Source organism: Rhizobium sp. Rhizsp42, assembly GCF_047304155.1.
In the GTDB taxonomy this organism is placed as follows: domain Bacteria; phylum Pseudomonadota; class Alphaproteobacteria; order Rhizobiales; family Rhizobiaceae; genus Rhizobium.
The window spans coordinates 21,214-43,337 of record NZ_JBGLYS010000013.1; the positions used below are offsets into that span (position 1 = coordinate 21,214).

25 protein-coding genes are annotated in these 22,124 nt (G+C 62.0%); 18 read left to right on the top strand and 7 right to left on the bottom strand.

Features of this window, described 5'->3' with window-relative positions; all coding sequences use genetic code 11:
* Window positions 1-8 precede the first annotated feature (8 nt).
* Complete coding sequence (gene cimA / locus ACCD05_RS14420; protein ID WP_413393501.1) at window positions 9-1,622, top strand: citramalate synthase; 1,614 nt, start codon at window positions 9-11, stop codon at window positions 1,620-1,622.
* 6 nt (window positions 1,623-1,628) lie between these two features.
* Here the strand turns inward: cimA and ACCD05_RS14425 are convergent, their stop codons facing one another.
* Window positions 1,629-2,504, bottom strand: coding sequence for a protein-L-isoaspartate O-methyltransferase family protein (locus ACCD05_RS14425; protein ID WP_413393503.1), 876 nt, complete (start codon window positions 2,502-2,504; stop codon window positions 1,629-1,631).
* Window positions 2,505-2,618: 114 nt separating this feature from the next.
* On the opposite strand from ACCD05_RS14425, the gene rarD reads away from it, so the two are divergent.
* Window positions 2,619-3,533 (top strand): EamA family transporter RarD, encoded by a 915-nt coding sequence (gene rarD / locus ACCD05_RS14430; protein WP_413393505.1) that lies wholly within the window; start codon window positions 2,619-2,621, stop codon window positions 3,531-3,533.
* An 11-nt stretch (window positions 3,534-3,544) separates the two neighbouring features.
* On the opposite strand, the gene ACCD05_RS14435 is transcribed toward rarD, so the two are convergent.
* Window positions 3,545-4,168: a TIGR00730 family Rossman fold protein gene (locus tag ACCD05_RS14435; protein WP_026283057.1), complete on the bottom strand. Its 624-nt coding sequence runs from the start codon at window positions 4,166-4,168 to the stop codon at window positions 3,545-3,547.
* Between the two features lie 155 nt (window positions 4,169-4,323).
* Between ACCD05_RS14435 and ACCD05_RS14440 the strand changes: the two genes are divergently transcribed.
* From ACCD05_RS14440 to ACCD05_RS14460, 5 genes are all read left to right on the top strand, one after another.
* Complete coding sequence (locus tag ACCD05_RS14440) at window positions 4,324-6,306, top strand: Ig-like domain-containing protein (protein WP_413393507.1); 1,983 nt, start codon at window positions 4,324-4,326, stop codon at window positions 6,304-6,306.
* A gap of 212 nt (window positions 6,307-6,518) precedes the next feature.
* Window positions 6,519-8,396, top strand: a complete 1,878-nt coding sequence (locus ACCD05_RS14445) for an ABCB family ABC transporter ATP-binding protein/permease (protein WP_413393509.1) — start codon at window positions 6,519-6,521, stop codon at window positions 8,394-8,396.
* 41 nt (window positions 8,397-8,437) lie between these two features.
* The gene (locus ACCD05_RS14450; protein ID WP_413393511.1) at window positions 8,438-9,214 is read left to right on the top strand and encodes a phosphatidylserine decarboxylase; all 777 of its coding nucleotides are present in this window, start codon (window positions 8,438-8,440) and stop codon (window positions 9,212-9,214) included.
* Window positions 9,215-9,234: 20 nt separating this feature from the next.
* Window positions 9,235-10,083 carry a CDP-diacylglycerol--serine O-phosphatidyltransferase gene (pssA, locus tag ACCD05_RS14455; protein WP_018898788.1) on the top strand — a complete coding sequence of 283 codons (849 nt, stop codon included), beginning with the start codon at window positions 9,235-9,237 and terminating at the stop codon, window positions 10,081-10,083.
* 159 nt (window positions 10,084-10,242) lie between these two features.
* The gene (locus ACCD05_RS14460; protein WP_183794685.1) at window positions 10,243-10,380 is read left to right on the top strand and encodes a hypothetical protein; all 138 of its coding nucleotides are present in this window, start codon (window positions 10,243-10,245) and stop codon (window positions 10,378-10,380) included.
* Here the strand turns inward: ACCD05_RS14460 and ACCD05_RS14465 are convergent, their stop codons facing one another.
* The 3 genes from ACCD05_RS14465 to ACCD05_RS14475 all read right to left on the bottom strand — a co-directional run bounded on the left by ACCD05_RS14465 (window position 10,381) and on the right by ACCD05_RS14475 (window position 12,188).
* Window positions 10,381-11,001: a LysE/ArgO family amino acid transporter gene (locus ACCD05_RS14465; RefSeq protein ID WP_047513429.1), complete on the bottom strand. Its 621-nt coding sequence runs from the start codon at window positions 10,999-11,001 to the stop codon at window positions 10,381-10,383.
* A 37-nt stretch (window positions 11,002-11,038) separates the two neighbouring features.
* Window positions 11,039-11,803 carry an SOS response-associated peptidase gene (locus ACCD05_RS14470; protein ID WP_413393514.1) on the bottom strand — a complete coding sequence of 255 codons (765 nt, stop codon included), beginning with the start codon at window positions 11,801-11,803 and terminating at the stop codon, window positions 11,039-11,041.
* Between the two features lie 64 nt (window positions 11,804-11,867).
* Window positions 11,868-12,188, bottom strand: coding sequence for a YnfA family protein (locus tag ACCD05_RS14475; RefSeq protein ID WP_018898792.1), 321 nt, complete (start codon window positions 12,186-12,188; stop codon window positions 11,868-11,870).
* 94 nt (window positions 12,189-12,282) lie between these two features.
* Here ACCD05_RS14475 and ACCD05_RS14480 point away from each other — a divergent pair, with 94 nt between their 5' ends.
* The 8 genes from ACCD05_RS14480 (at window position 12,283) to ACCD05_RS14515 (ending at window position 17,223) form a co-directional block, all read left to right on the top strand.
* Window positions 12,283-12,702 carry an NUDIX hydrolase gene (locus ACCD05_RS14480; protein ID WP_413393516.1) on the top strand — a complete coding sequence of 140 codons (420 nt, stop codon included), beginning with the start codon at window positions 12,283-12,285 and terminating at the stop codon, window positions 12,700-12,702.
* Window positions 12,703-12,751: 49 nt separating this feature from the next.
* Window positions 12,752-13,207: a TIGR02301 family protein gene (locus tag ACCD05_RS14485; RefSeq protein ID WP_413393655.1), complete on the top strand. Its 456-nt coding sequence runs from the start codon at window positions 12,752-12,754 to the stop codon at window positions 13,205-13,207.
* Window positions 13,208-13,307: 100 nt separating this feature from the next.
* The gene (locus ACCD05_RS14490; RefSeq protein ID WP_018898795.1) at window positions 13,308-13,565 is read left to right on the top strand and encodes a hypothetical protein; all 258 of its coding nucleotides are present in this window, start codon (window positions 13,308-13,310) and stop codon (window positions 13,563-13,565) included.
* 13 nt (window positions 13,566-13,578) lie between these two features.
* Window positions 13,579-14,316, top strand: a complete 738-nt coding sequence (locus tag ACCD05_RS14495; RefSeq protein ID WP_413393518.1) for a hypothetical protein — start codon at window positions 13,579-13,581, stop codon at window positions 14,314-14,316.
* A 61-nt stretch (window positions 14,317-14,377) separates the two neighbouring features.
* The gene (locus ACCD05_RS14500) at window positions 14,378-15,214 is read left to right on the top strand and encodes a YgfZ/GcvT domain-containing protein (protein ID WP_413393520.1); all 837 of its coding nucleotides are present in this window, start codon (window positions 14,378-14,380) and stop codon (window positions 15,212-15,214) included.
* 29 nt (window positions 15,215-15,243) lie between these two features.
* On the top strand, window positions 15,244-15,813 hold the full coding sequence (locus ACCD05_RS14505; RefSeq protein WP_413393657.1) for a YfbR-like 5'-deoxynucleotidase: 570 nt from the start codon (window positions 15,244-15,246) through the stop codon (window positions 15,811-15,813).
* Complete coding sequence (locus ACCD05_RS14510) at window positions 15,810-16,331, top strand: tyrosine phosphatase family protein (RefSeq protein ID WP_413393522.1); 522 nt, start codon at window positions 15,810-15,812, stop codon at window positions 16,329-16,331. The genes ACCD05_RS14505 and ACCD05_RS14510 overlap by 4 nt, the downstream gene beginning before the upstream one ends.
* An 82-nt stretch (window positions 16,332-16,413) precedes the next feature.
* On the top strand, window positions 16,414-17,223 hold the full coding sequence (locus ACCD05_RS14515) for a mechanosensitive ion channel family protein (RefSeq protein WP_413393524.1): 810 nt from the start codon (window positions 16,414-16,416) through the stop codon (window positions 17,221-17,223).
* A gap of 53 nt (window positions 17,224-17,276) precedes the next feature.
* Here the strand turns inward: ACCD05_RS14515 and ACCD05_RS14520 are convergent, their stop codons facing one another.
* Window positions 17,277-17,792 (bottom strand): superoxide dismutase family protein, encoded by a 516-nt coding sequence (locus tag ACCD05_RS14520; protein WP_026283059.1) that lies wholly within the window; start codon window positions 17,790-17,792, stop codon window positions 17,277-17,279.
* A 126-nt stretch (window positions 17,793-17,918) separates the two neighbouring features.
* Window positions 17,919-18,230: a hypothetical protein gene (locus tag ACCD05_RS14525; protein WP_413393526.1), complete on the bottom strand. Its 312-nt coding sequence runs from the start codon at window positions 18,228-18,230 to the stop codon at window positions 17,919-17,921.
* 441 nt (window positions 18,231-18,671) lie between these two features.
* Between ACCD05_RS14525 and ACCD05_RS14530 the strand changes: the two genes are divergently transcribed.
* The 3 genes from ACCD05_RS14530 to ACCD05_RS14540 all read left to right on the top strand — a co-directional run bounded on the left by ACCD05_RS14530 (window position 18,672) and on the right by ACCD05_RS14540 (window position 22,121).
* The gene (locus tag ACCD05_RS14530; protein ID WP_413393528.1) at window positions 18,672-20,546 is read left to right on the top strand and encodes a putative bifunctional diguanylate cyclase/phosphodiesterase; all 1,875 of its coding nucleotides are present in this window, start codon (window positions 18,672-18,674) and stop codon (window positions 20,544-20,546) included.
* A 65-nt stretch (window positions 20,547-20,611) separates the two neighbouring features.
* A complete protein-coding gene (locus ACCD05_RS14535; RefSeq protein ID WP_413393530.1) occupies window positions 20,612-21,256 on the top strand; it encodes an HD domain-containing protein in 645 nt (214 codons plus the stop codon).
* A gap of 10 nt (window positions 21,257-21,266) precedes the next feature.
* Window positions 21,267-22,121 carry an MOSC domain-containing protein gene (locus ACCD05_RS14540; protein ID WP_413393532.1) on the top strand — a complete coding sequence of 285 codons (855 nt, stop codon included), beginning with the start codon at window positions 21,267-21,269 and terminating at the stop codon, window positions 22,119-22,121.
* Window positions 22,122-22,124: the final 3 nt, after the last annotated feature.

Here is a 22,124-nt window from a genome sequence, read left to right on the forward strand (position 1 = left end):
GCTTCGCGATGAAAGACCGTATCTATCTCTTCGACACCACGCTGCGCGACGGACAGCAGACGCCGGGCATCGATTTTTCCGTCGAGGACAAGATCGCCATCGCCACCATGCTCGACGAGTTCGGGCTGGATTATATCGAGGGCGGCTACCCGGGTGCGAACCCGACGGATACGGCTTTCTTCAACGAAAAGCGCACCCGCAGCGCCTCCTTCGTCGCCTTCGGGATGACCAAGCGCGCCGGCGTTTCGGCTTCCAACGATCCGGGGCTGACCAGCCTGTTGCAGGCGAAGAGCGACGCGGTCTGTCTGGTCGCCAAGAGCTGGGACTATCACGTCAAGGTCGCGCTCGGCTGTTCCAACGAGGAGAACCTTGAGAGCATCTCCGAGAGCGTCAAGGCCGTGGTCGCGGCGGGCAAGGAGGCGATGGTTGATTGCGAGCATTTCTTCGACGGCTATAAGGCCAATCCTGAGTATGCGCTCGCCTGCGCGAGGGCTGCCCATGATGGCGGGGCGCGGTGGGTCGTGCTCTGCGACACAAATGGCGGCACGCAGCCGCCGGAGGTCCGCGAGATTGTCGAGGCGGTGATTGCGTCGGGCGTTCCCGGGCACTGTCTTGGCATCCATGCGCACAATGATACCGGCCAGGCGGTCGCCAATTCGCTTGCCGCCGTCGAGGCCGGCGTGCGGCAGATCCAGGGCACGCTCAATGGCATCGGCGAGCGCTGCGGCAACGCCAATCTGGTGACGCTGATCCCGACGCTGGCGCTGAAGGAGACTTACTCTTCGCGCTTCACGACAGCCATCGACCCCGAGCGTCTCCTCAACCTGACGCGGCTGTCGCATGCTTTCGACGAACTCCTGAACCGCTCGCCCGATCACCAGATGCCTTATGTCGGCGCATCCGCCTTCGCGACCAAGGCCGGCATCCATGCCTCGGCGCTTCTGAAGGATCCGCGCACCTACGAGCATGTGACGCCGGAGAGCGTCGGCAACTTCCGCAAGGTCATGGTGTCGGACCAGGGCGGCAAGGCGAACTTCATCAACGCGCTTAAGCGGCGCGGCATTGAGGTCGGCAAGGACGATCCAAAGCTCGACCGGCTGATCTCGCTGGTCAAGGAGCGCGAAGCATCCGGCTATGCCTATGAGGGTGCGGATGCCAGCTTCGAGTTGTTGGCACGGCGCACGCTCGGCACGATCCCCGAGTTCTTCTCGGTCGAGGGCTTCAGGGTGATGGTCGAGCGGCGCTTCGATTCGCATGGGAAGGTGAAGATCGTTTCCGAGGCGGTCGTGAAGCTAAGCGTCGATGGCCAGACCATCATGTCGGTGGCCGAAGGCGATGGTCCGGTCAACGCGCTCGACCTCGCGCTGCGCAAGGACTTCGGCAAGTACCAGCACGAGATCGACGATCTGGTTCTGGCCGACTTCAAGGTGCGTATCCTCAATGGCGGCACGGAAGCCATCACCCGCGTCCTGATCGAATCCACCGACAGCGACGGCGTGCGCTGGTGGACGGTCGGCGTGTCGGAAAACATCATCGACGCGTCGTTCCAGGCACTGATGGATTCCGTCATCTACAAGCTGATGAAGAACCGGCAGCTGGCGGGCAAGATCGCCGCCGAATAGCAACGCTCAATGCAGCGCTGCCATGACGAGCCCCCAGCGCTCCTGCGAGTACCACTCCTGTTCCGTCTTGACCGCATTCCAGCGTAGCGCGTGAATGCGGTTGAGCCCGCCTGCATGGAAGGCGCGATCAAGCGCGGCGTAGGTGGAGAGATCGCCCGAGATCCCCTCGCCCCATACGAAATTGACCGGCTGCAGGAAACGCGCGCCTAACTCATCCCCCTCCCTACCGATGAGGAAGAAGGCGGCTTGTGCGGTCACGCCGAGCAGCCGGCCTTCGGCGCCCATGGCGGGCGTGCCGAGCGGAAACAGCAAGCGTCCGCCGGTCGCGAGCTTGTCGATCCAGGGTTCGGCCGGGTGGTGCAGCGCGAAGTTCACATAGACGGCAGCCGCCGGCTCGCGGGGCCATTCGAGACCGTCTCCGTGGACCACTTCGACATTGGCGTATCGCTCGAGATTGCGCCTGGCCTGTTGCGCCAACTCCGCATCGAACTCGACGGCCACGACACGGCCGGTCTCGCCGACGATTTCGGCGATGATGGCGGTGTAATAGCCGCTGCCGGCGCCGATGTGGCAGACGGTCTCGCCCTTGCGAAGCGCCAGCCGGTGCAAGGCGCCCGCATGCAGGCTGGGGCTGCCATTGTTGACCTGGCGATCGGCTTGGAGCGCGAAGAGCAGGTCCTGGTAGAGAACGACCGGATCGCCTGATGGCACCTCGACGTAGCGCTTCCAGTCCCGCATCTTCCACGGCGGCGCCCCCAGGAAATCCTCGCGCGGCACTGTTGAGAACGCGTTCAGCAGCGCATCATCCCGATCGACACCGGCTTTGGCCAGCATTTGCAGGGCGTAAGCACGGCGGCAGATTTTCAGCTCGGCTTCATCCACGGTCTGATCCTGATAATTCAGCAATAGCGAATATCGCTTCAATGAAATGAATTGGCCTATTCACGGCCTTTGCGCTAATCGGGTGCCAATCATAAGAACCAATGGAAACACCCAATGTCTGCCGATGCAAGCATTCCCCTCGTGAAAAACGAGGACAGTCCGCGTGGATTCGCCTTCGCGCTTACGGCCTATCTGCTCTGGGGCTTCCTGCCGATCTACATGAAGGCGGTCGCGCATATTTCGCCGGCTGAGGTCATCGCGCATCGCATCCTCTGGTCGCTGCCGCTGGCCGGCATCGTGCTCATCGTGCTCGGCCGCACGCAGGACATCCGCACTGCGCTGCGCTCTCCGCGCATGCTCGCTATGGCCGCACTCACGGCATCGCTGATAACGGTTAACTGGGGAACCTATGTCTGGGCGATCGGCGCCGGGCATTCGCTGGATGCCGCACTTGGCTATTTCATCAATCCGCTCTTCAGCATCTTCCTCGGTGCGGTGGTTCTGAAAGAAAAGCTGCGTCCGGCGCAGATCGGCGCGATCGTGCTGGCGGGCTTGGCCGTCGTGGTGCTCGCAGTCGATAGCGGCGGCGTTCCGTGGGTTTCGCTGACGCTGACGATCTCCTGGGGCCTCTACGCGCTGTTTCGCAAGACCCTGCCGCTCGGACCGAACCAGGGATTCTTCCTTGAGGTTCTGATCCTCAGCGTCCCGGCCTTCTTCTACATTCTCTACCTGGAGCTCGGCAGCGGCACGGGCCATCTCTATCGCACGGGCTGGGCGGATACCGCGCTTCTGCTCGGCTGCGGCGTGGTGACGGCGGTACCGTTGATGATCTACGCCAACGGCGCCAAGCTCCTGAAGCTGTCGACGATAGGCATCATGCAGTATATCGCGCCGACGATGATCTTCCTGATCGCCGTCTTCATCTTCAAGGAACCGCTTGGCGCCGCGCGCATGATTGCCTTCCCGCTGATCTGGGCGGGGCTTTTCCTCTATACGTGGTCGATGCTGAGAGGCAGTCGGGGGCGATAAGCCCCCGCTTATTACAATTTCGAGATAACGGCTTCCTCGCCATCGCGGTCGCTCGCGACTTCGGCGGCCTGCGCCATGATCGCCGGGATGATCTCTTCGATAGAGTCGATGACCAGCGGCTGCACTCGGTGGGCGGTGTGGATGAAGCCCTCGTCCGTCATATGGCGCAGGAGCTCCATCATCGGATCCCAGAAGCCGTTGATGTTGGCGAAGATCATCGGCTTTTCGTGACGACCGAGCTGCGCCCAGGTCATGATCTCGATGATTTCCTCCAGCGTGCCGATACCACCCGGAAGCGCCACGAAGGCATCCGAGCGCTCGAACATCGTGTGTTTGCGCGCATGCATGTCAGGCGTTACAATCAGTTCGTTGAGCTGGCCGAGGGAGTGGCGGGTCGCCTCCATGTCGATCAGGAATTCGGGAATGATGCCGGTCACCTGACCGCCGTTCGAGAGCGTCCCGCTCGCAACCGCCCCCATGATCCCCTTGGTGCCGCCGCCATAGATCAGGCGCAGGCCGTAATCGGCGATCTCCTTGCCCAGCGCGCGGCCGGCGGCCATGTGGCTCGGGTCGCTACCGGGGCGCGAACCGCAATAGACACAGATGGAGCGAATGGAATGAGATTGATCTGTCATGGGAGCAAACAACTATTCTCTCTGGGTCCAGTCAAGAAAAATGACGGAAAACATACATCTTACATTTGCCCGGCTACTTTGACTGCTTGTGCAAAGCAACGGGAATCGCTAGCAATTTCAGGAAGTCTGGCAAGATTGCCGCTTGGGGAGACCTGATGATGAAAAACCGTGCCGGCTTGCTGGCCCTTGCAGTGCTTGTAATCGCAATTCTGTTGATGGTCTTTGTCGTCATGCCGCGTATCGGTGGCGATGCCGGCAAGGTTGGTGACGCAATCAATCAGGCAAGCTCCGAGGTCAAGAAAACCGTAACCGAATCCGCCAAGACGTCGCGTCCGTCGGCGCCCAACGATGCCGCGACCGCGCAGAAGCTAGGCGGCCTGACGACGGCAGCCGGACAGGCACTTGGCGAACTTAAGGCGCTGTTTGCCGACGGCAAGGGCCCGACGGACGACGTTTTCGCAAGCGCCAAGACGAAGACGATCGGAGCGCTTCAGGCACTTGCCGACTTTGCGACCCCCGAGGGTACCAACCCGATCACCACGGCCGCGATCGACAAGGCCAAGGCCGGCGCCGCCAAGGCGCTCTCCATCATCCAGGCGCTGCCCGAAAACATCGCCGACGCGGCAACCGCGATTGCGCGTGCCGAAGCGGCCCTTACGGGCGCGCCGGAACCAGCCGCACCCCAGACGCAGGACAACGCCGCACCGGTTGCCGAAGGCCCGAAGCTGCCGACATTCGATGTATTGCGTGTCGAGCCCGACGGCTCCACCGTCATCGCCGGTTCCGCCGAGCCGAACAGCAAGCTTGAAATCCTCGATGGCGACAAGGTGCTGATGGGTACGGATGTCGGCGACAATGGCGATTTCGTCGCGGTTCTCGACAATCCGCTTGCTGCCGGCGACCACCAGCTGCAGCTGCGCGCGACTGCCAAGGACGGCAAGGTCACGACCTCGGAAGAGATCGCCACGATCTCGATCCCCAAGGACGGCAATGCATCGCAGCTGCTCGCCATGGTCTCCAAGCCGGGCGCCGCCAGCCGCATCATCACCGCTCCCGGTGTAACGCCTCCGGCAGCAGCCAACAACGCCGCCCCGACCGACCAGGCATCGGCAGCGCCGCAGGCACAGGCTCCCGCAACATCGGAGACGGCAACCGCACCGGCTGTCGCAGCCGCCCCTGCTGACGTCCGGGTCAATGCCGTCGAAATCGAAGGCGACAAGATCTTCGTCGCCGGCACCGCGAAGCCTCAGGCCAACGTCTTCGGCTATGCCGACGACAAGCTGATCGGCAAGGCCAAGGCCGGCGCGGATGGCCACTTCGTCATCGATGGCGTGATGCCGCTTGCCGTCGGCGACCACAAGATTCGCGTCGACGTCGTCGATGCGGCCGGCAAGGTGCTGGTTCGCGCTTCGGTCAACTTCAACCGCCCCGAAGGCAACCAGGTCACGGTGGCAGCGCAGTCCGGCACGCCCACGGGCAACGCGACGACGCCGATGGTCTCGCTCGACGAAGGCGCGCTCGGCAAGCTGAAGAACGATGCGGCCAAGGCGTTCGCGCTGCTGAGCGGCCTGTTCAGCGACGGCAAGGTGCCTGGCAACGAGCAGCTCGCGGCCGCCCGCTCGGCCAACGAGTTCGCGCTGAAGTCGATCGTCGATTTCCGTGCCGCCGCCGATGCGACCGCCGACTTCAAGGAGCGTGTTACCACCGCTTCGATGAAAGCAAGCGACGCACTTAAGCTGCTGCAATCGCTGCCGCGCGATGCCAGCTCGGTCGGCGCCGCACTCGCCAAGCTCGGCCAGATGGTGGCCGATCTGACAGCACCGCCGGCTGCACCCGCGGCACCGGCTGCCCCTGCAAACGAAGTTGCGAGCGGCGACGCCGGTCCCGCGACCATCGAGCAGGCGCCGCTGCAGGAGAGCAAGGAAACCGTGATCATCCGCCGTGGCGATACGCTGTGGCAGATCTCGCGCCGCATCTATGGCGCGGGCGTGCGCTACACGACGATCTACGTCGCCAACGAGGACAAGATCGTCAATCCGGACCGCATCCTGCCGGGCCAGGTCTTCGGTCTTCCGAAGGACGCCCTGCCGAACGCCGAAGAGATGCACCGCAAGCGCCTTTCAGGCGAGCATCTCTAGGACAGACAGGATTACTGAAGATTACCGGGGGCCGGCGTCGATATGACTGCCGGCCTCTCTTTTCCTTTGATCTTCTTATGTTGTATTGCTCCGCCCGCAACCCTATTTGGCGTTGACGGCGATCATGTCAGGCGGCGGCCCTTACGCTGCGCCCTTCCCCTCTTTGCCGACAACGCGACACTTCCAGAGCCTGACGCAGGCCGGAGACATGCATGGCAAACGGCAAGACAGTTTCAGACTCCAATCTGTTGCGGACCCTCTTCAACCTCTGGCCCTACATGTGGCCGACGGGGCGCGGCGATCTGAAGATGCGGGTCGTCTGGGCATCGGTCTACCTGCTCATATCGAAGTTCGTGCTGCTGCTCGTGCCTTACTTCTTCAAGTGGTCGACGGATGCGCTGAACGGCAAGTCCGACCTTGCAGGCAAAGCGCCGGATCTCCTCGTCGGCGCCATCGCGCTCGTCATCGCCTATAACCTCACCCGGCTGATCCAGCTCGGCCTGAACCAGCTGCGCGACGCGCTGTTTGCCAGCGTCGGCCAGTACGCAGTGCGCCAGCTTGCCTACAAGACCTTCGTGCACATGCATGAACTGTCGCTGCGCTTTCACCTGGAGCGCAAGACGGGCGGCCTGTCGCGGATCATCGAGCGCGGCACGAAGGGCATCGAGACGATCGTTCGCTTCACGATCCTGAACTCGGTGCCGACGCTGATCGAGTTCCTGCTCACCGCGATCATCTTCTGGTGGGGCTACGGGTTCTCCTATCTGGCGGTCACGGCCTTCACCGTCTGGGCCTATATCTGGTTCACCATCCGGGCCAGCGACTGGCGCATCTCCATCCGCAAGACGATGAACGACAGCGATACGGACGCCAATACCAAGGCGATCGATTCGCTCCTGAACTTCGAGACGGTCAAATATTTCGGCAACGAGGACATGGAAGCCAAGCGCTTCGATGCCTCGATGGCGCGCTACGAGAAGGCGGCGACCAGCGTCTGGACGTCGCTCGGCTGGCTGAACTTCGGCCAGGGCGTGATCTTCGGCCTCGGCACGACCGTGATGCTCATCCTCTCAGCCCTGGCCGTGCAGCGCGGCGAGCAGACGGTTGGCGACTTCGTCTTCGTCAACGCCATGCTGCTGCAGCTTTCGGTGCCGCTCAACTTCATCGGTTTCGTCTACCGCGAAATCCGACAGGGCCTGACCGATATCGAGCAGATGTTCGACCTGCTTGAGGTACAGGCCGAGGTGAAGGATGCACCCGATGCCAAGCCGCTGAACATCGAGCAGGGCGCCATCTCGTTCAAGGACGTGCATTTCGCCTACGACCCGGCCCGCCCGATCCTGAAGGGGATTTCGTTCGACGTGCCGGCCGGCAAGACCGTGGCGATCGTCGGGCCGTCGGGGGCCGGCAAGTCGACCATGTCGCGGCTGCTCTATCGCTTCTATGACATCCAGAGCGGCTCGATCACCGTGGATGGTCAGGATGTGCGTGGGGTCACGCAGAAGAGCCTGCGCACCGCGATCGGCATGGTGCCGCAGGATACCGTGCTCTTCAACGACACGGTTGCCTACAACATCCGCTACGGCCGGCCTTCGGCCACCGAAGCTGAGGTCAAGACGGCGGCCGAGATCGCGCAGATCGCCCACTTCATCGACCTTCTGCCGGAAGGGTTCAACACCATGGTCGGCGAGCGCGGGCTGAAGCTCTCGGGCGGCGAGAAGCAGCGCGTGGCAATTGCCCGCACTATCCTGAAGGCCCCGCCGATCCTCATTCTCGACGAGGCGACATCGGCGCTCGACACGACCACGGAACGCGAGATCCAGACCGCGCTCGACGTCGTCTCGAAGAACCGCACGACGCTTGTCATCGCTCACCGTCTTTCAACCGTGATCGGCGCCGACGAGATCATCGTGCTCAAGGCCGGCGAGATCGCCGAGCGTGGCACCCATGCGGAGCTATTGCTGAAGAACGGCCTCTACGCCTCCATGTGGAGCCGCCAGCGCGAGGCAACGCAGGCCGAGGAGCATCTGAAGCAGGTGCGCGAGAACGACGATCTCGGCGTGGTCAACCGGCTGGCACCCGCCACCTGAGCCCGCGGACGCTTGCCGTTCATCAGCAAGCTTAGATGTGCATGAGAGGGCATCGGCATTGCCCCCAGCAGTGTTTCCCTGTAACCAGCGGAGACGAAAACGCTAGGAGAGCGGCATACATGAGCTTGTTCAATACGGTACGCAACACGATCGTTCCGGTGCACAAGGAAGGTTATCCCTTCATCGCGGCCTTCTTCGTGGCCTCCCTCATTCTCGGCTGGATCTTCAAGCCGCTGTTCTGGATCGGTCTGATCCTGACGCTGTGGTGCGCCTATTTCTTCCGTGATCCGGAGCGCATGACGCCGCAGGACGACGATCTGGTGATCTCGCCCGCCGACGGCAAGGTGTCGTCCGTGCAGTTGGTCGTGCCGCCGGCGGAGTTGAACCTCGGCTCGGCACCGATGCTGCGCATCTCCGTCTTCATGAACGTCTTCAACTGCCATGTGAACCGCGCCCCGATGCGCGGCCGCATCGTCAGCGTCAATTACCGCTCGGGAAGCTTCGTCAACGCCGAGCTCGACAAGGCCAGCGAAGACAATGAGCGCAACGGCCTCGTCATCGAGACCGCCCATGGCCAGATCGGCGTCGTGCAGATCGCCGGCCTCGTGGCGCGCCGCATTCTCTGCTGGGCCAATGCCAACGAACCGCTGGACGCAGGCGAGCGCTTCGGCCTGATCCGCTTCGGCTCACGCCTCGACGTCTTCCTTCCCGAGGGCGCGCAGCCGCGCGTCACGCTCGGCCAGACGGCGATCGCGGGTGAAACGGTGTTGGCTGAATTCGGCTCCGCCAAGGGCCCTGTCGTCAGCCGCCGCGCCTGAGAACCACTAGGAGCGCGATCATGGAAACGCCCTTCCCGCCTTTCGAACCCAATGGTCCGCCCGATGATTCGGGACGCGGGCCACGGCTTCGCGAGATTCCGTTGCGGCTGGTCGTTCCCAACCTGATCACGATCCTGGCGATCTGCGCCGGCCTCACCGGCATTCGGCTCGCCTTCGAAAACCGGTACGAGCTTGCCGTCGGCATGGTGCTCGTCGCCGCCTTCCTCGATGGTATCGACGGGCGTGTCGCGCGGCTGATGAAGGCGACGTCGAAATTCGGCGCGCAGATGGATTCGCTGGCCGACATCGTCAATTTCGGTGTGGCGCCGGCGCTGGTCGTCTATGTCTTCGCGCTGGATCAGGCGCGTTCGCTCGGCTGGATCGCGGCGTTGATCTACGCCATCGCTGCCGGCCTGCGCCTGGCGCGCTTCAACGTCATGTCGGAGCGCGAGAACAAGGCGAGCTGGCAGTCGGAATATTTCGTCGGCGTGCCGGCGCCTGCCGGCGCCATGCTGGTGCTTCTGCCCGTCTATCTCGGCTTCCTCGGGATGACCACCGACAAGACCTTCGGCTATCTCTCGGCCGCCTACACCGTACTCATCGCCTTCCTGCTCATCAGCCGCCTGCCGGTCTGGTCCGGCAAATCCGAGGGCACCAAGCTTCGGCGCGATCTGGTGCTGCCGATGATGCTTGGCGTGGTGCTTTACGTCGCCATGCTGTCCAGTTTCACATGGGAAGTGATGTCGCTCACCGCCGTTGTCTATCTCTGCACGCTGCCGTTCGGCGCGCGCAAGTGGAAGCGTAAATACGGGACGCTGACGATCGAAGAGCCGGGTGTCGGCGAAGACGATATCGGCCGTCACATCTGACGTACCCCCAACAATCCTGACCTGTCCCGCTTCGCTCAAGGCTCGCGAATTATGGTTTGGCGACACAAATCATGATGTGTCTTGCCTCCATTTTGTCGCTATTTCGGGCAAAAGAGCAATAAATATAAGAGTCTAGGGACAGAAGTTAAGGAGAGTAACGTGACCCCGAAGAAGACGAATGTGGAACAGCCTGCAAAGACCGATCTCAGCGCGCACTACCGCCCGCTCGGCCTGAAGGCTGTTCTGGCTGCAGCGCTGATGCTGAAGAAGCCGACGCTCGCCAAGAAGATCGCCTGATCACGACGTCAGGACACGGGCGCCGAGGCTGATGGCCAGAAGCGCCATGACGATGCCGATGAGCACGTCGAGAACCCGCCATGCGGCGGGTTTGGCAAAGACCGGTTGCAGCAGACGCGCACCGTAGCCCAGACCAAAAAACCAGATGAATGACGCAGCCGCGGCCCCGAGGCCATAAGCCAGGCGATCCGCGCCGTGATAGGCGGCCGACAGGCTACCGAGCAGGACGACCGTGTCGAGATAGACGTGCGGATTGAGGAAGGTGAAGGCGAGGCACGTGGCCACAGCCGCCTTCAGCCCCAGTGGCTCGGGCGTTCCCGCCTCGATCGCGCCGGGATGAAGCGCGCGCCGGAATGCCATGAACGAGTAAGTGCCGAGAAACAGCATGCCGCCGAGGCTGACGGCGGTAATCAGCGTCGGCGATTGCGAGACGAGCGTGCCGAGGCCCGCGACGCCTGCTGCGATCAGCAACGCATCCGACAGCGCGCAGATCAGGCACAGGATGAAGACATGCGAGCGCAGCAGCCCCTGCCTGAGAATGAAGGCATTCTGGGCGCCGATGGCGATGATGAGGGAAGCGCCGAGGAAGAGACCGGAGAGCGCGGCCGAAATGGAGAACATGTGAATTTCCGGATGTGACTGCGGTGGGAATACAGAATCAGAAGAAGCTGAGTTGGCCGTCATCCGGCTTTTTCTTGTCAGCTGGCGGCAGCGGCTTTTCGAGCGGCACGGGGGGCTGCAGGTCCTCGCCCATGTTGGCCACCTTGTTGACCTTGTCCGAGACCGGGATCGCCTCGAAGAAATCCTCGTCGACCGGCCGCATGAGATCGGCCACCTCGCGCGGCTCCTGCGTCTTGCAATCCAGCCAGCGGGCGAAGTCCTCCGGCTTGATGACGACAGGCATGCGGTCGTGGATCGGGGAGATCGCGGCGTTGGCTGATGTGGTGAGGATCGCGCCGGTATCGACTTCCGAGCCATCGGCCGAGGACCATGTTTCCATCAGCCCGGCAAAGGCGACCACGCCACCATGGCGCGGCTTGATCCAATAGGCCTGCGATTTCTCACCGCTCGTCTTCGAAGGGCGATGCCATTCATAGAAGCCGGAGGCGGGAATGAGCACGCGGCGATGGCGCATGGCAGCGCGGAATGATGCCTTGCCGATCGCTGTTTCCGAGCGGGCGTTGATGAGAAGCGGAAACGCCTTGGGGTCTTTCACCCAGCCCGGCGTAAAGCCCCAGCGAACGAGGAGCGCGCGTCGGTCCGGAAGGTTGCTTCCCCTCTCCTGTCCCTCGCCTGAAACAACCACCAGGATCGGCTGGGTCGGTGCGATGTTGAAGCGCGCGGGGAAATCCTCAAGGTCGAGGATACCCAGAACTTCCTTCAGCTCCTCAGGGGATATGGTCAGGGCGTAGCGTCCACACATGCCAATCTATTTGCACCCTGCCCTTTCAGGGTCAAGGGACCGGCCAAGCATGGCGACCGTCGGTTCAGCCTCTTGGCGCGAAGAGAATGATCGCGGTGCCCGCGAGGCAGACAATAGCGCCGCTGATGTCCCACCTGTCAGGCACACGGTGCTCGACAAGCCAGAGCCAGATCAGCGACGCCACGATATAGATGCCGCCATAGGCCGCGAAAGTGCGGCCCGCCGCTTCGCTCGGCACCAGCGTCAGGAGCCATGCGAACAGCGCCAGCGACACCATGCCCGGCGCAAGCCACCAGATCGGCTTTGCCATGCGCAGCCACGCCCAGAAAGCGAAGCAACCGGCAATCTCGAAGAGGGCCGCGGCGGCGTAGATGATATAAGTCACGGCACGTGCCTTCGAATCGCTTGGATCAGATTGTTTTCCTGAGTGAGATAGGCACGCGACGGCGATCACCGGCAAGCAACAAACGGCATTTCTGATGACTTCCAATCCGACAGCTGCATCTTCCGCGATTCTCGAGCGCGACGGGCGGTTCCTGCTGGTGCTCCGGCGCAATCCGCCATCGGCGGACATGTATGCCTTTCCGGGCGGCAGGGCGGAGCCTGGGGAAACGCCCGATCAGACCGCATTGCGCGAGTTCGAGGAGGAGACGGGTATCCGTGCCCGCAACCCCGAGATCTTCGCCACCTATGATCTGAAGCAGCATGGCGCGGACGGAGGGCTGACCAGCCACTTTTATCTCTCGGTTTTCCGCGTCGAGGCCGATGCCGATTCGGTTGCAGTGGCGGCAGACGATGCGGCGGCACTCGGCTGGTTCACGGTGGATGAGATTCGCCGGCTGCCGACGCCGCAAAGCGTGCTCGAATGTGCCGAACGGCTGGCAGCAGCCCGGAAATGAGGGAGGGGAATAAGCAAGGGGAAAGGCAACCCCGCACCTTGTCCCCGTCATCTTCAGGGTGTCCAATACGCACATGATTCCCCTTCGCCGCGTTTTGTTGTGTTTTGTTCTTGGCGTCTCCACGGCGATACCGACATTTGTCTCGGCGCAGGGGCCGACAGCGGTTGCGCCCGATGAACAGGTTGCGCCGAAGGATGTCACCGTTCCCTATGACGACAAGCTTGGCCGGTTGGCCGAGGTGCTCGGGTCGGTGCATTATCTGAGAACGCTCTGCAAGGCTCAGAACGGCGAGGAATGGCGGGTGCGAATGCAGCAACTGCTTGATTCTGAAGCGAATGATGAGCCCGCACGGAAAGAGAAATTGACGGCGGCCTTCAATCGCGGATACCGCGCCTTTGCCTCCGTTTATACCGATTGCACACCGGCGGCGATCATGGCAGAAGAACGCTACCGTAACGAAGGCGCAACACTCGCCACGGAAATTACGTCACGCTTTGGAAATTAACGATAAATTAACCTCTTTTTACAGGGGGACGTGTCGTTTTGGGAAAAGGCTGATAGTGTTGTTAACCAGACAGTAAGGCATGCAGTTCGAGGAAAAGCTAATGGAACCGAGCCTCAACGACATCGACGACATGATCGTCCACGAAAAGATGCAGGCGGCGCTGGAGTACCATAACGAAGCCTGGGCCGACGGCATGGCCGACGGTATCGAACCCGAGATCATCGCCGACACGGCGATCATTCACGCGCTTCGCGAAACCATTCGCCTGCACGGCGAAAAGAACGCGGAAGCCTTGCTGGAATCGTTGCGAGAACGCATGCTGGCCGGTGAGTTTTCTCCGACCCGCACCCTGCAATAACACAGAGAGTTCCATGCGCACCGATATGAACAATGCTTCGCGGCCCGCGATCGCGCCGCTTTTGCTTGCAATCAGTCTCGGTGCCAGCAGCCTGATGAGCGCCCCATCGGCGTTTGCGCTGTCAGAGCTGCAAAAGACCCCCACCGCTTCCGACGGCACATCCACAGACAAACCACCGAGCGCGCCCGACGCATCGTCAGGCGTGCCCGCGCCCGGCCCCGTCATCAGCAAGCCCGCGGGCCAAAGCCCGGATACGACGCCTGGCGCGCAGGATAGCTCCAAGCCGGTCGAGGTTCTCTACGACCTCAGCAAGGTGCCGGAACCGGTTCGCCACATGCGCGAGCAGATCGTCGAAGCCGCCGCCTCCGGCGATCTGGAGCGGCTGCGGCCGCTGTTCGGCACCGGCGCCACGCAGACTCAGGTCAGCGTCGGCGAGGCAACCGACGATCCGATCGGCGCGCTGAAGGATCTCTCCGGCGATCCCGATGGCGACGAGATCCTGGCGATCATTCTCGACATCATTTCGACGGGCTTCGTCCATGTCGGACAGGGTACAGCCGATGAAATGTATGTCTGGCCCTACTTCGCTGAGAAAGACCTGAAGAAGCTGACGCCGCCCGAGCGCGTTGAGCTGTTGCGCATCGTCACCGCCGGCGATCTTGCCGACATGCAGGAATTCGGCGGCTACAATTTCTATCGCCTCGGCATCACCGCCGATGGAAAATGGAAGTTCTTCACCGCCGGCGACTGATGCTTGCGATCCCCGCTCCGACGACATACTTCTGAGCGATAACAACGCGACAGGTGCGCCCATGCCAGCCGTATTTCTGAAAGACCGCGCGCTCATCCGGGTGAGCGGCACTGAAGCTCAGTCCTTTCTGCAGAACCTGATCACCACCGATATCGTGTCGCTGGACGCAGCCGAGACGCGCCCAGGCGCTTTGCTGACGCCGCAGGGCAAGATCCTGTTCGACTTCATGATCTGGCGCGATGGCGACGACTTCATCATCGAGACCGATGAAAGCCAGCGCGAGGCGCTGACGAAGCGGCTGACGATGTACAAGCTGCGCGCCGCCGTGGCTCTTGCCGCTGAGAGCAATGGCGTTACCGTCTCGTGGGATGACGCTTCGACCGAAGGCTTCAAGGACAGCCGATTCGCCAAGGCGGGAATCGACGTTTTCCGCCGCCCGGGCGAGCATGGCAGTGACGATGTCGCGCCTTACAACGCCCTGCGCGCAACCCACGGCGTTGCCGTATCCGGCTCCGATTACGCGCTTCAGGACGCCTTTCCGCATGACGTGCTGATGGATCTGAATGGCGGGCTCTCGTTCAAGAAAGGCTGCTATGTCGGCCAGGAAGTGGTTTCGCGCATGCAGCACCGGGGAACGGCGCGTCGTCGCGTCGTGACCGTGAGCAGCACCGAGCCGCTCCCCGCCTCCGGCACCGAAATTACCGCCAACGGCAAGCCTGTCGGTACGCTTGGCTCGGTCTCGGCACATAGCGGGCTGGCTATCGTCCGAATCGACCGCGCCGGTGAGGCCATGTCGTCTGGCACGCCGCTGCTTGCCGGCGACGTCGCCGTGACGGTGGCGCTGCCTGCATGGTCCGCACTCGTCTTTCCGGCCGCGTCCGATGAGGCCAGCGTTTGACGACGAAGGCTCCCCGCGCCTGGCAGCGCATGCTTTCCGGGCGCAGGCTCGATCTGCTCGACCCCTCGCCTCTCGATGTCGAGGTAAGCGATATCGCCCATGGCCTGGCGCGCGTTGCCCGCTGGAACGGGCAAACATCAGGCGATCACGCCTTCTCGGTCGCGCAGCACAGTCTTGTGGTCGAGGACATCTTCCGGCGGCTGAACGAGGCGACGCCGGACCAGTGCCTGATGGCACTGCTTCACGATGCGCCCGAGTACGTCATCGGTGACATGATCTCGCCTTTCAAATCCGTGGTCGGCGGCGGCTATAAGACCGTCGAGAAGCGGCTTGAGGCGGCGATCCACCTGCGGTTCGGCTTGCCGCCGCATGCGTCCCGCGAACTCAAGGACAACATCAAGAAGGCCGATACGATCGCGGCCTATTTCGAGGCGTCGCAGCTTGCCGGCTTCAGCGCCAGCGAGGCGCAGAAGCTTTTCGGCCAGCCGCGCGGAATCACCAAGGAGATGCTCTTGCTGACGCCGCTGCCGGCGATCGAGGCGCAGCGGCTGTTCTGCGAGCGCTTCGCTGTGATCGACGGCCTGCGGGGCAGGCCATGACCTCGATCGTCGTGACCCCGCTTGCGCGCATCGCCGAAATGGCCGTGCGCCACCGCGCCCGCGAAATGATCAGCCTGATGGCGAAGGAGCAGAGCTTCCATCGTCCGGCGGTCATTCAGGCGCACCGGCATCTGCTGCTCCACATGAACGACATCGCCTTCAAGGGCACGGGCAATCTCGTGGCGCCCGATGAGACGCATGTCCGCGAGATTATCGACTTTGCGGCGGGGTGGGATCAGACGGCGCCGCTCATCGTTCACTGCTGGATGGGCGTATCGCGCTCGCCGGCTGCGGCGGTGATCGCGGCTCTGTCGCTGAGGCCGGACCAGAACGAGGAGGCGCTGGCGCAGCGTCTGCGTGCGGCATCCCCCTATGCCACGCCGAACATGCGGATCATCGAGATTGGCGACCAACTGCTTGGCCGTGATGGACGGCTGGTAAAGGCGATCAAGGCGATCGGTCGTGGCGCCGATGCCGATGGAAACGCGCCGTTCGTGCTTGCGCTTGACGAAGCGTGACGGTTTTAAACGGTTGACGCGCCTGCCTTCTGTCCCATCTACGCAGGTCAACCGATAATCATTTCAGATATTTGGCGAGATCATGGAACAACAGGCAACCGACGTAATCGTGGCAACCCGAACGGCTCTGAGCCAGGCGAGCGCGCTTGCGGTCCAATATTCATTCTCCATCCTCGGCGCGCTCATCCTGCTGGTGCTAGGCTGGTTGATGGCGAGCTTCGTCAGCCGCTGGGCGTTCGAGGGCATCTCACGGGTTCGTGGGATCGACGAGACGCTGGCGCGTTTCTTCACCAATGTCCTGCACTACGCGCTGCTAATTCTGGTGTTTATCACCGTGCTCGGGCAGTTCGGGGTACAGACGGCCTCGATCATCGCGGCTCTCGGTGCTGCAGGCTTGGCCATTGGTCTGGCGTTGCAGGGTACGCTGCAGAATATCGCCGCGGGCATCATGCTTTTGATTTTACGGCCGTTCCGGGTGGGAGAGTATATCGCGACGGGCAGCGTCGCCGGCACGGTCCGTGAGATCGGGCTGTTCGCGACCGAGTTCCGCACCGCCGACGGGCTCTATCTGCTGGCGCCGAACTCGACGCTCTGGAATACGCCGATCACCAATTATAGCCGCGAGAAGACGCGCAAGAACGATCTCACCATCAATGTGCGGGCGGGAGACGATGTCGATCTGGCGATGAAGACGCTGACGGATATCGCCGAGGCCGATTCGCGGGTGGAGAAGTCGCCGCAGCCGAAGACCTATATCGATGCGATGACGTCGGACAAGATCACGCTGACTCTGCGCTATTGGGCGAAGACCGGCGAATGGGACGATGCCCGCCGCGAAATTCTCGGCCGCGTGAAGGCCAGCTTCGACGAGAAGGGCCTGCCTATCCTTTAAAAGGCGGCCGCCAGGCTGGCGGCCACTTTATCCCTACTATTGCAAGGCGAATGCTACTTGATGACGGCGCATGCAAGCCTAGCGCCGGCATCACCGGCCGGCTGGCTGCGGTAGTCATCGGAATTCTCGTGGATCATCAGGGCGCGGCCGCGGATGCCGTTCTCCTTGCCATCGAGCGTCACCATTCCATCGAAGACCTGCGCTCTCAGCACACCGTCCTGCCCGACATATTGGTTCGGCATATCGCCAGCATGCGGCCCCTTGGCGGCGAGCAGGCCGTGCTCGGCCTTGGTCGGGTTGAAGTGCTTGCCGGCCGATTCGTGATGGCTGGCGGCATCGCATTTGCCTGTTTCGTGGACGTGAAAGGCGACCCACTTGTTGGCCGGAAGGCCGGACACTTCAAGCTCGATCAAGACGCCACCGGCGGCGGCCGCCGTCAATGTGGCGCGGCCATCATCCTTGCCGTCGGCGCCGACGAAATTGGCCTGCGCGGTCTGCTTGTCCTGCGCGACAGCAACAGTCGCCAAGGCCGCGACGGTCGCGAATGCTAGAGATAGAAGCCGTTTCATGCTGTTTCCCTCCTGTGAGCCCTCTTTCAGAAACGCGTGCGGCGTGCCGGTGTTCCCAGCATAGAGCGCAAAGAAAAAGCCGACCAACCGGCCGGCTTCTTCTTTGATGAATTCGTGAGCGAGCGATCAGGACGCGATGTCGAGATCATACTGGCCATAGGTGTTCTGATAGAGAACATTGGCCGAGTTTGCCTGGCTTTCATAAGTCGAGCTCAAAGCACCGGACTGGCGCGCGCCCATCATGAATGCAAGGACGCCGTTCGACAGCTTGGGTGCTTCCTGGGTGCTCTGGGACTGGCTTGCAACGGACAGGATTCCCGGCTTCTCATCAGCCGCACGCTCACTACGGCTCAACACGCCGTCACTGTTGGAATCCAATCTCGAAAGAGTGCCGAGATACGCGTAGGACGTATCAACTGCAGACGAAATACGGTTCATACAAACCTCCGTTCACCGCATTACCGATGATGTTTGTACGCAATACGAATAGGGAAAAATCAGAACTAAGCCGGTGGATAAACTGATTTGCGAGGCCGGTCAATAAGTTGTTAATGCCGCATTAACCATGATTGACAAATTCTGACACTCTGATCGCGGCCAGAACCGTCGGATCCTTTGGTCACTCCACCTGAGCGACGCATGGATAAATATAGCGGGAACCATATATCTTTTTGTGAAACAACCAAATATTAATGCGACTAGGAGATTATGCCGGCCAAATTTAGAGCATAAAAACAATCTTAGATTGCACATTTATTTTGCTTCAAACGCTTCAGGAATGCCTTCGCATGTTGCCCATGCCATACGGGATCCGAACCGCCGGACAATCAACCCGCCGCTCCAACATGCTTGTAGGCACCGGAGAGGAGAGCAGCGGCTATGGAAGCTGAAGCGCTGTTCAGGCGCCAGTGTGCCGCGTCCCTCAATGAAGACGGCACCACCGACGGACAACGGCTCGTAAGACTCGTTATCGATACCTACCGCGAGCAAGCCGGCAGCATCCGCAGCCTCGAGCGCCAAGCCAACCTGACCCTTGAAGAAAACGAGGCGCTGCAAGTCCTCCTCAATCAGGCGAACCGAAGCCTGACTGAGCAAAGCCACCTTCTTGAGATCGTCCTCAATCACCTGCCGCTCGGCCTGTGTATTTTCGATTCGGAGCAACGGCTCATCGTCTCGAACATTCGCTTCCAGCAACTGTTCGGGCTGGAGGCGGACGACACGCGAGCGGGAACATCGATCAGCTCGCTGATTGCCAAGATTGACGGCCTGGAAAAGCCGGAGGTGAAAGCCGCCACCCGCGAGAGCCGTGCCGACGGTGGACGCATCCGCCGCCGCGAATGGGAGATGAATGACGGCCGCATCATTCAAAGCGTCGTTACCGTGCTTCCCGACGGCAGCAACATCTCCATTCATGCCGATATCACCGATGACCGAAAGGCGGCAGAGCGCATTGCGTTTCTGGCGCACCACGATCCCCTCACCGGCCTGCCCAACCGCATCCGGTTCCGTGAACAGCTGGATGCGGCGCTGGGTGCGCGCAAGCCGGACGATCAGATCGCGCTTATCCACCTCAACCTCGACCGCTTCAAGTCCGTCAACAATACGCTTGGCGTTTCGGCGGGCGACAAGATCCTGCGGCAGGTTGCCGATCGTTTGCGCGCCCTTGCCGGCAAGAGCAACATTCTCGCGCGTCTGGGATCCGATGAGTTCGCCATTCTGCAATGCGGGCGAGAGCAGCCGTGGAATGTCATGGCGCTTGCCGATCAGATCAGACGCGAACTCTCCGAACCTTTCTTCCGCGGAGAAAAGGCGGTCGAGCTCAGTGTTTCCATGGGCATCGCCGTCTGCCCTAAGGACGGCACGGAGACCGAACTGCTTCTGAAGCATGCCGGCGTGGCGCTTTCGCACGCAAAGAGCGGCGGCAGACGCGGCGAGCGCTTCTTCAGCTCGGAGATGGAAGCGCAGCTCGAGGCGCGCCACGCCCTTGAGGCGGATCTGCGCAGGGCCGTTCACAACGAAGAATTCGAGCTTCACTATCAACCGCTCTATGACATGACCGAACGCCGCATCTGCGGTTTCGAAGCCCTGCTCCGCTGGAGCCACCCGACCCGTGGCCGGATCGCGCCGATGGAGTTCATTCCGTTGGCCGAAGAAGTTGGGCTTATCGTCGACATCGGACGGTGGGTGCTCAAGCGCGCTTGCACGGACGCTGCCACCTGGCCCGCCGATATCAAGGTCGCCGTCAACGTCTCGGCCATCCAGTTTATCTCCAGTGATCTGGAGGAGGATGTCTCGGCCGCGCTTGCAGCCTCCGAGCTTGCGCCCGAGCGTCTGGAAATCGAGATCACCGAGAGCGTCCTTATGGAGAACCGCGACGAGGCGCTGCCGATCCTGCATGCGCTTCGCCAGCGCGGCATCCGTATCTCCATGGACGATTTCGGCACTGGCTACTCGTCGCTGAGCTATCTGAGCAGCTTCCCCTTCGACAAGATCAAGATCGACAAGTCCTTCGTCAACGACATCGTCGACAACAAGGAAGCCTTCGCGATCATGCGCGCCATCATCCTGCTCGGCAACGCGCTCGGCATGCGGGTTACCGTCGAAGGCGTGGAGACGGCGCAGCAGCACGACCTGCTGGCGCAGGAAGCCTGCGACGAGATACAGGGCTATCATATCAGTTCGCCCCGCCCAGCCTTTGACGTGCCGCAGTTGCTCGCGGGGTCGCAACGCAGTGGCAAAGCCCAGGCTGTTTGAGCCGCATTGCGACTCGTCACCGCCCGCTCTAAGAGAGGCGATCTCCGTCTACTCCTGGTGCGCACATGAAAGAGGCTCAGGCCTTCCGTCCCTACGAAACGCTCGCTGAAGCGCTCATTTCGCATTCGCACGAGGGCGACGACGGGTCGCACGATCTCGCGCATATCCTGCGCGTCTTCAAGAACGCCATGCGCATCCAGGCGAGCGAAGGCGGAGATGGCCGGCTTCTTGCCGCCGCGGTCCTGCTGCATGATTGTGTGGCCGTGGAGAAGAGCTCGCCGCTCAGAGCCCAGGCATCCGCGCTTGCGGCGGACAAAGCCTCTGGGGTGCTGGCCGGGCTTGGATGGTCGAAGGACGATATCGCCGCCGTCGCCCATGCGATCCTGACGCACAGCTTCTCGGCCAACATCGAGCCCGAGACGCTGGAAGCGAAGATCCTGCAGGATGCAGACCGGCTGGATGCGATCGGCATGGTCGGCGCGGGCCGCTGCTTCTATATCGGCGGGCGCATGGCGTCGTCGCTTTACGACCCGCTCGACCCGGCTGGAAACGATCGACCGCTTGACGACCGGCGTTATGTCATCGACCATTTCCAGACCAAACTGTTCAAGCTGGCCGATGGGTTCAAGACAGCCGCTGGCCGGGCGCTCGCGGCGGAGCGCGACAAGAGGCTGCGGGATTTTCTCGACGCCTTCATGGACGAAATCTAGGAGGACTTACATGCGCGTCAGCGATCTCTTCATCTATCCGCTCAAGAGCGCCCGTGGCATCGCGCTTAAAAGCACCGAGATCAACGCCTTCGGCCTGCCCGGCGACCGGCGCGCGATGCTGATCAATCCGGACGGGAGCTTCATTACCCAGCGCGAAATGACGGATCTGGCGCGGCTCGACGTTCGACAGGAAGCCACCGGCTTTCATCTCGGCATGAACGGCGAAGAGCTGTTCGTCCCCCTGCCCGATGGTAACAAGCGCATCGATGTCTCGATCTGGAAGTCGATCGTCAACGCCGCGATCGCCGACGACCATTCCAACCAGGTTCTCTCCCGCTGGTTCGGTCGCGAGCTCAAGTTCGTGTTCTTCGACGACGACGCCAATCGCATCGCGAGCCCGGAATGGGCGGGCGACGACACGCCGGTGACGTTTGCTGACGGCTACCAGATCCTGGTGACCACGACAGGGTCGCTGAAGGCGCTCAACGCTGATATCGAGGCGCATGGCGAAGGCAGCGTCGGGATGGAGCGGTTCCGGCCGAACATCGTCATCGATACCGATGAAGCCTGGCCGGAGGATCGCTGGGCGGCCATCGAAATCGGCGGCATCCGCTTCGACCTGGTGAAGCCCTGCGCGCGCTGTATCATGACCACGCAAGACCAGCAGACGGGATCACGCGAGGTTGCGAACCCGATGCCGGCGATGGGACGCATCCGCATGTCGGCAGACCGTCGTGTCCCCGGGCCGCTGTTCGGCTGGAACGTCACGCCACGCGCGGCGGGTGCGATTTCGATCGGCGATACGGTGAAGGTGCTCGACGAACGGCCTGATGGATGGGCGTTCAAGGTGCGCAAGCGCGCCTGAACG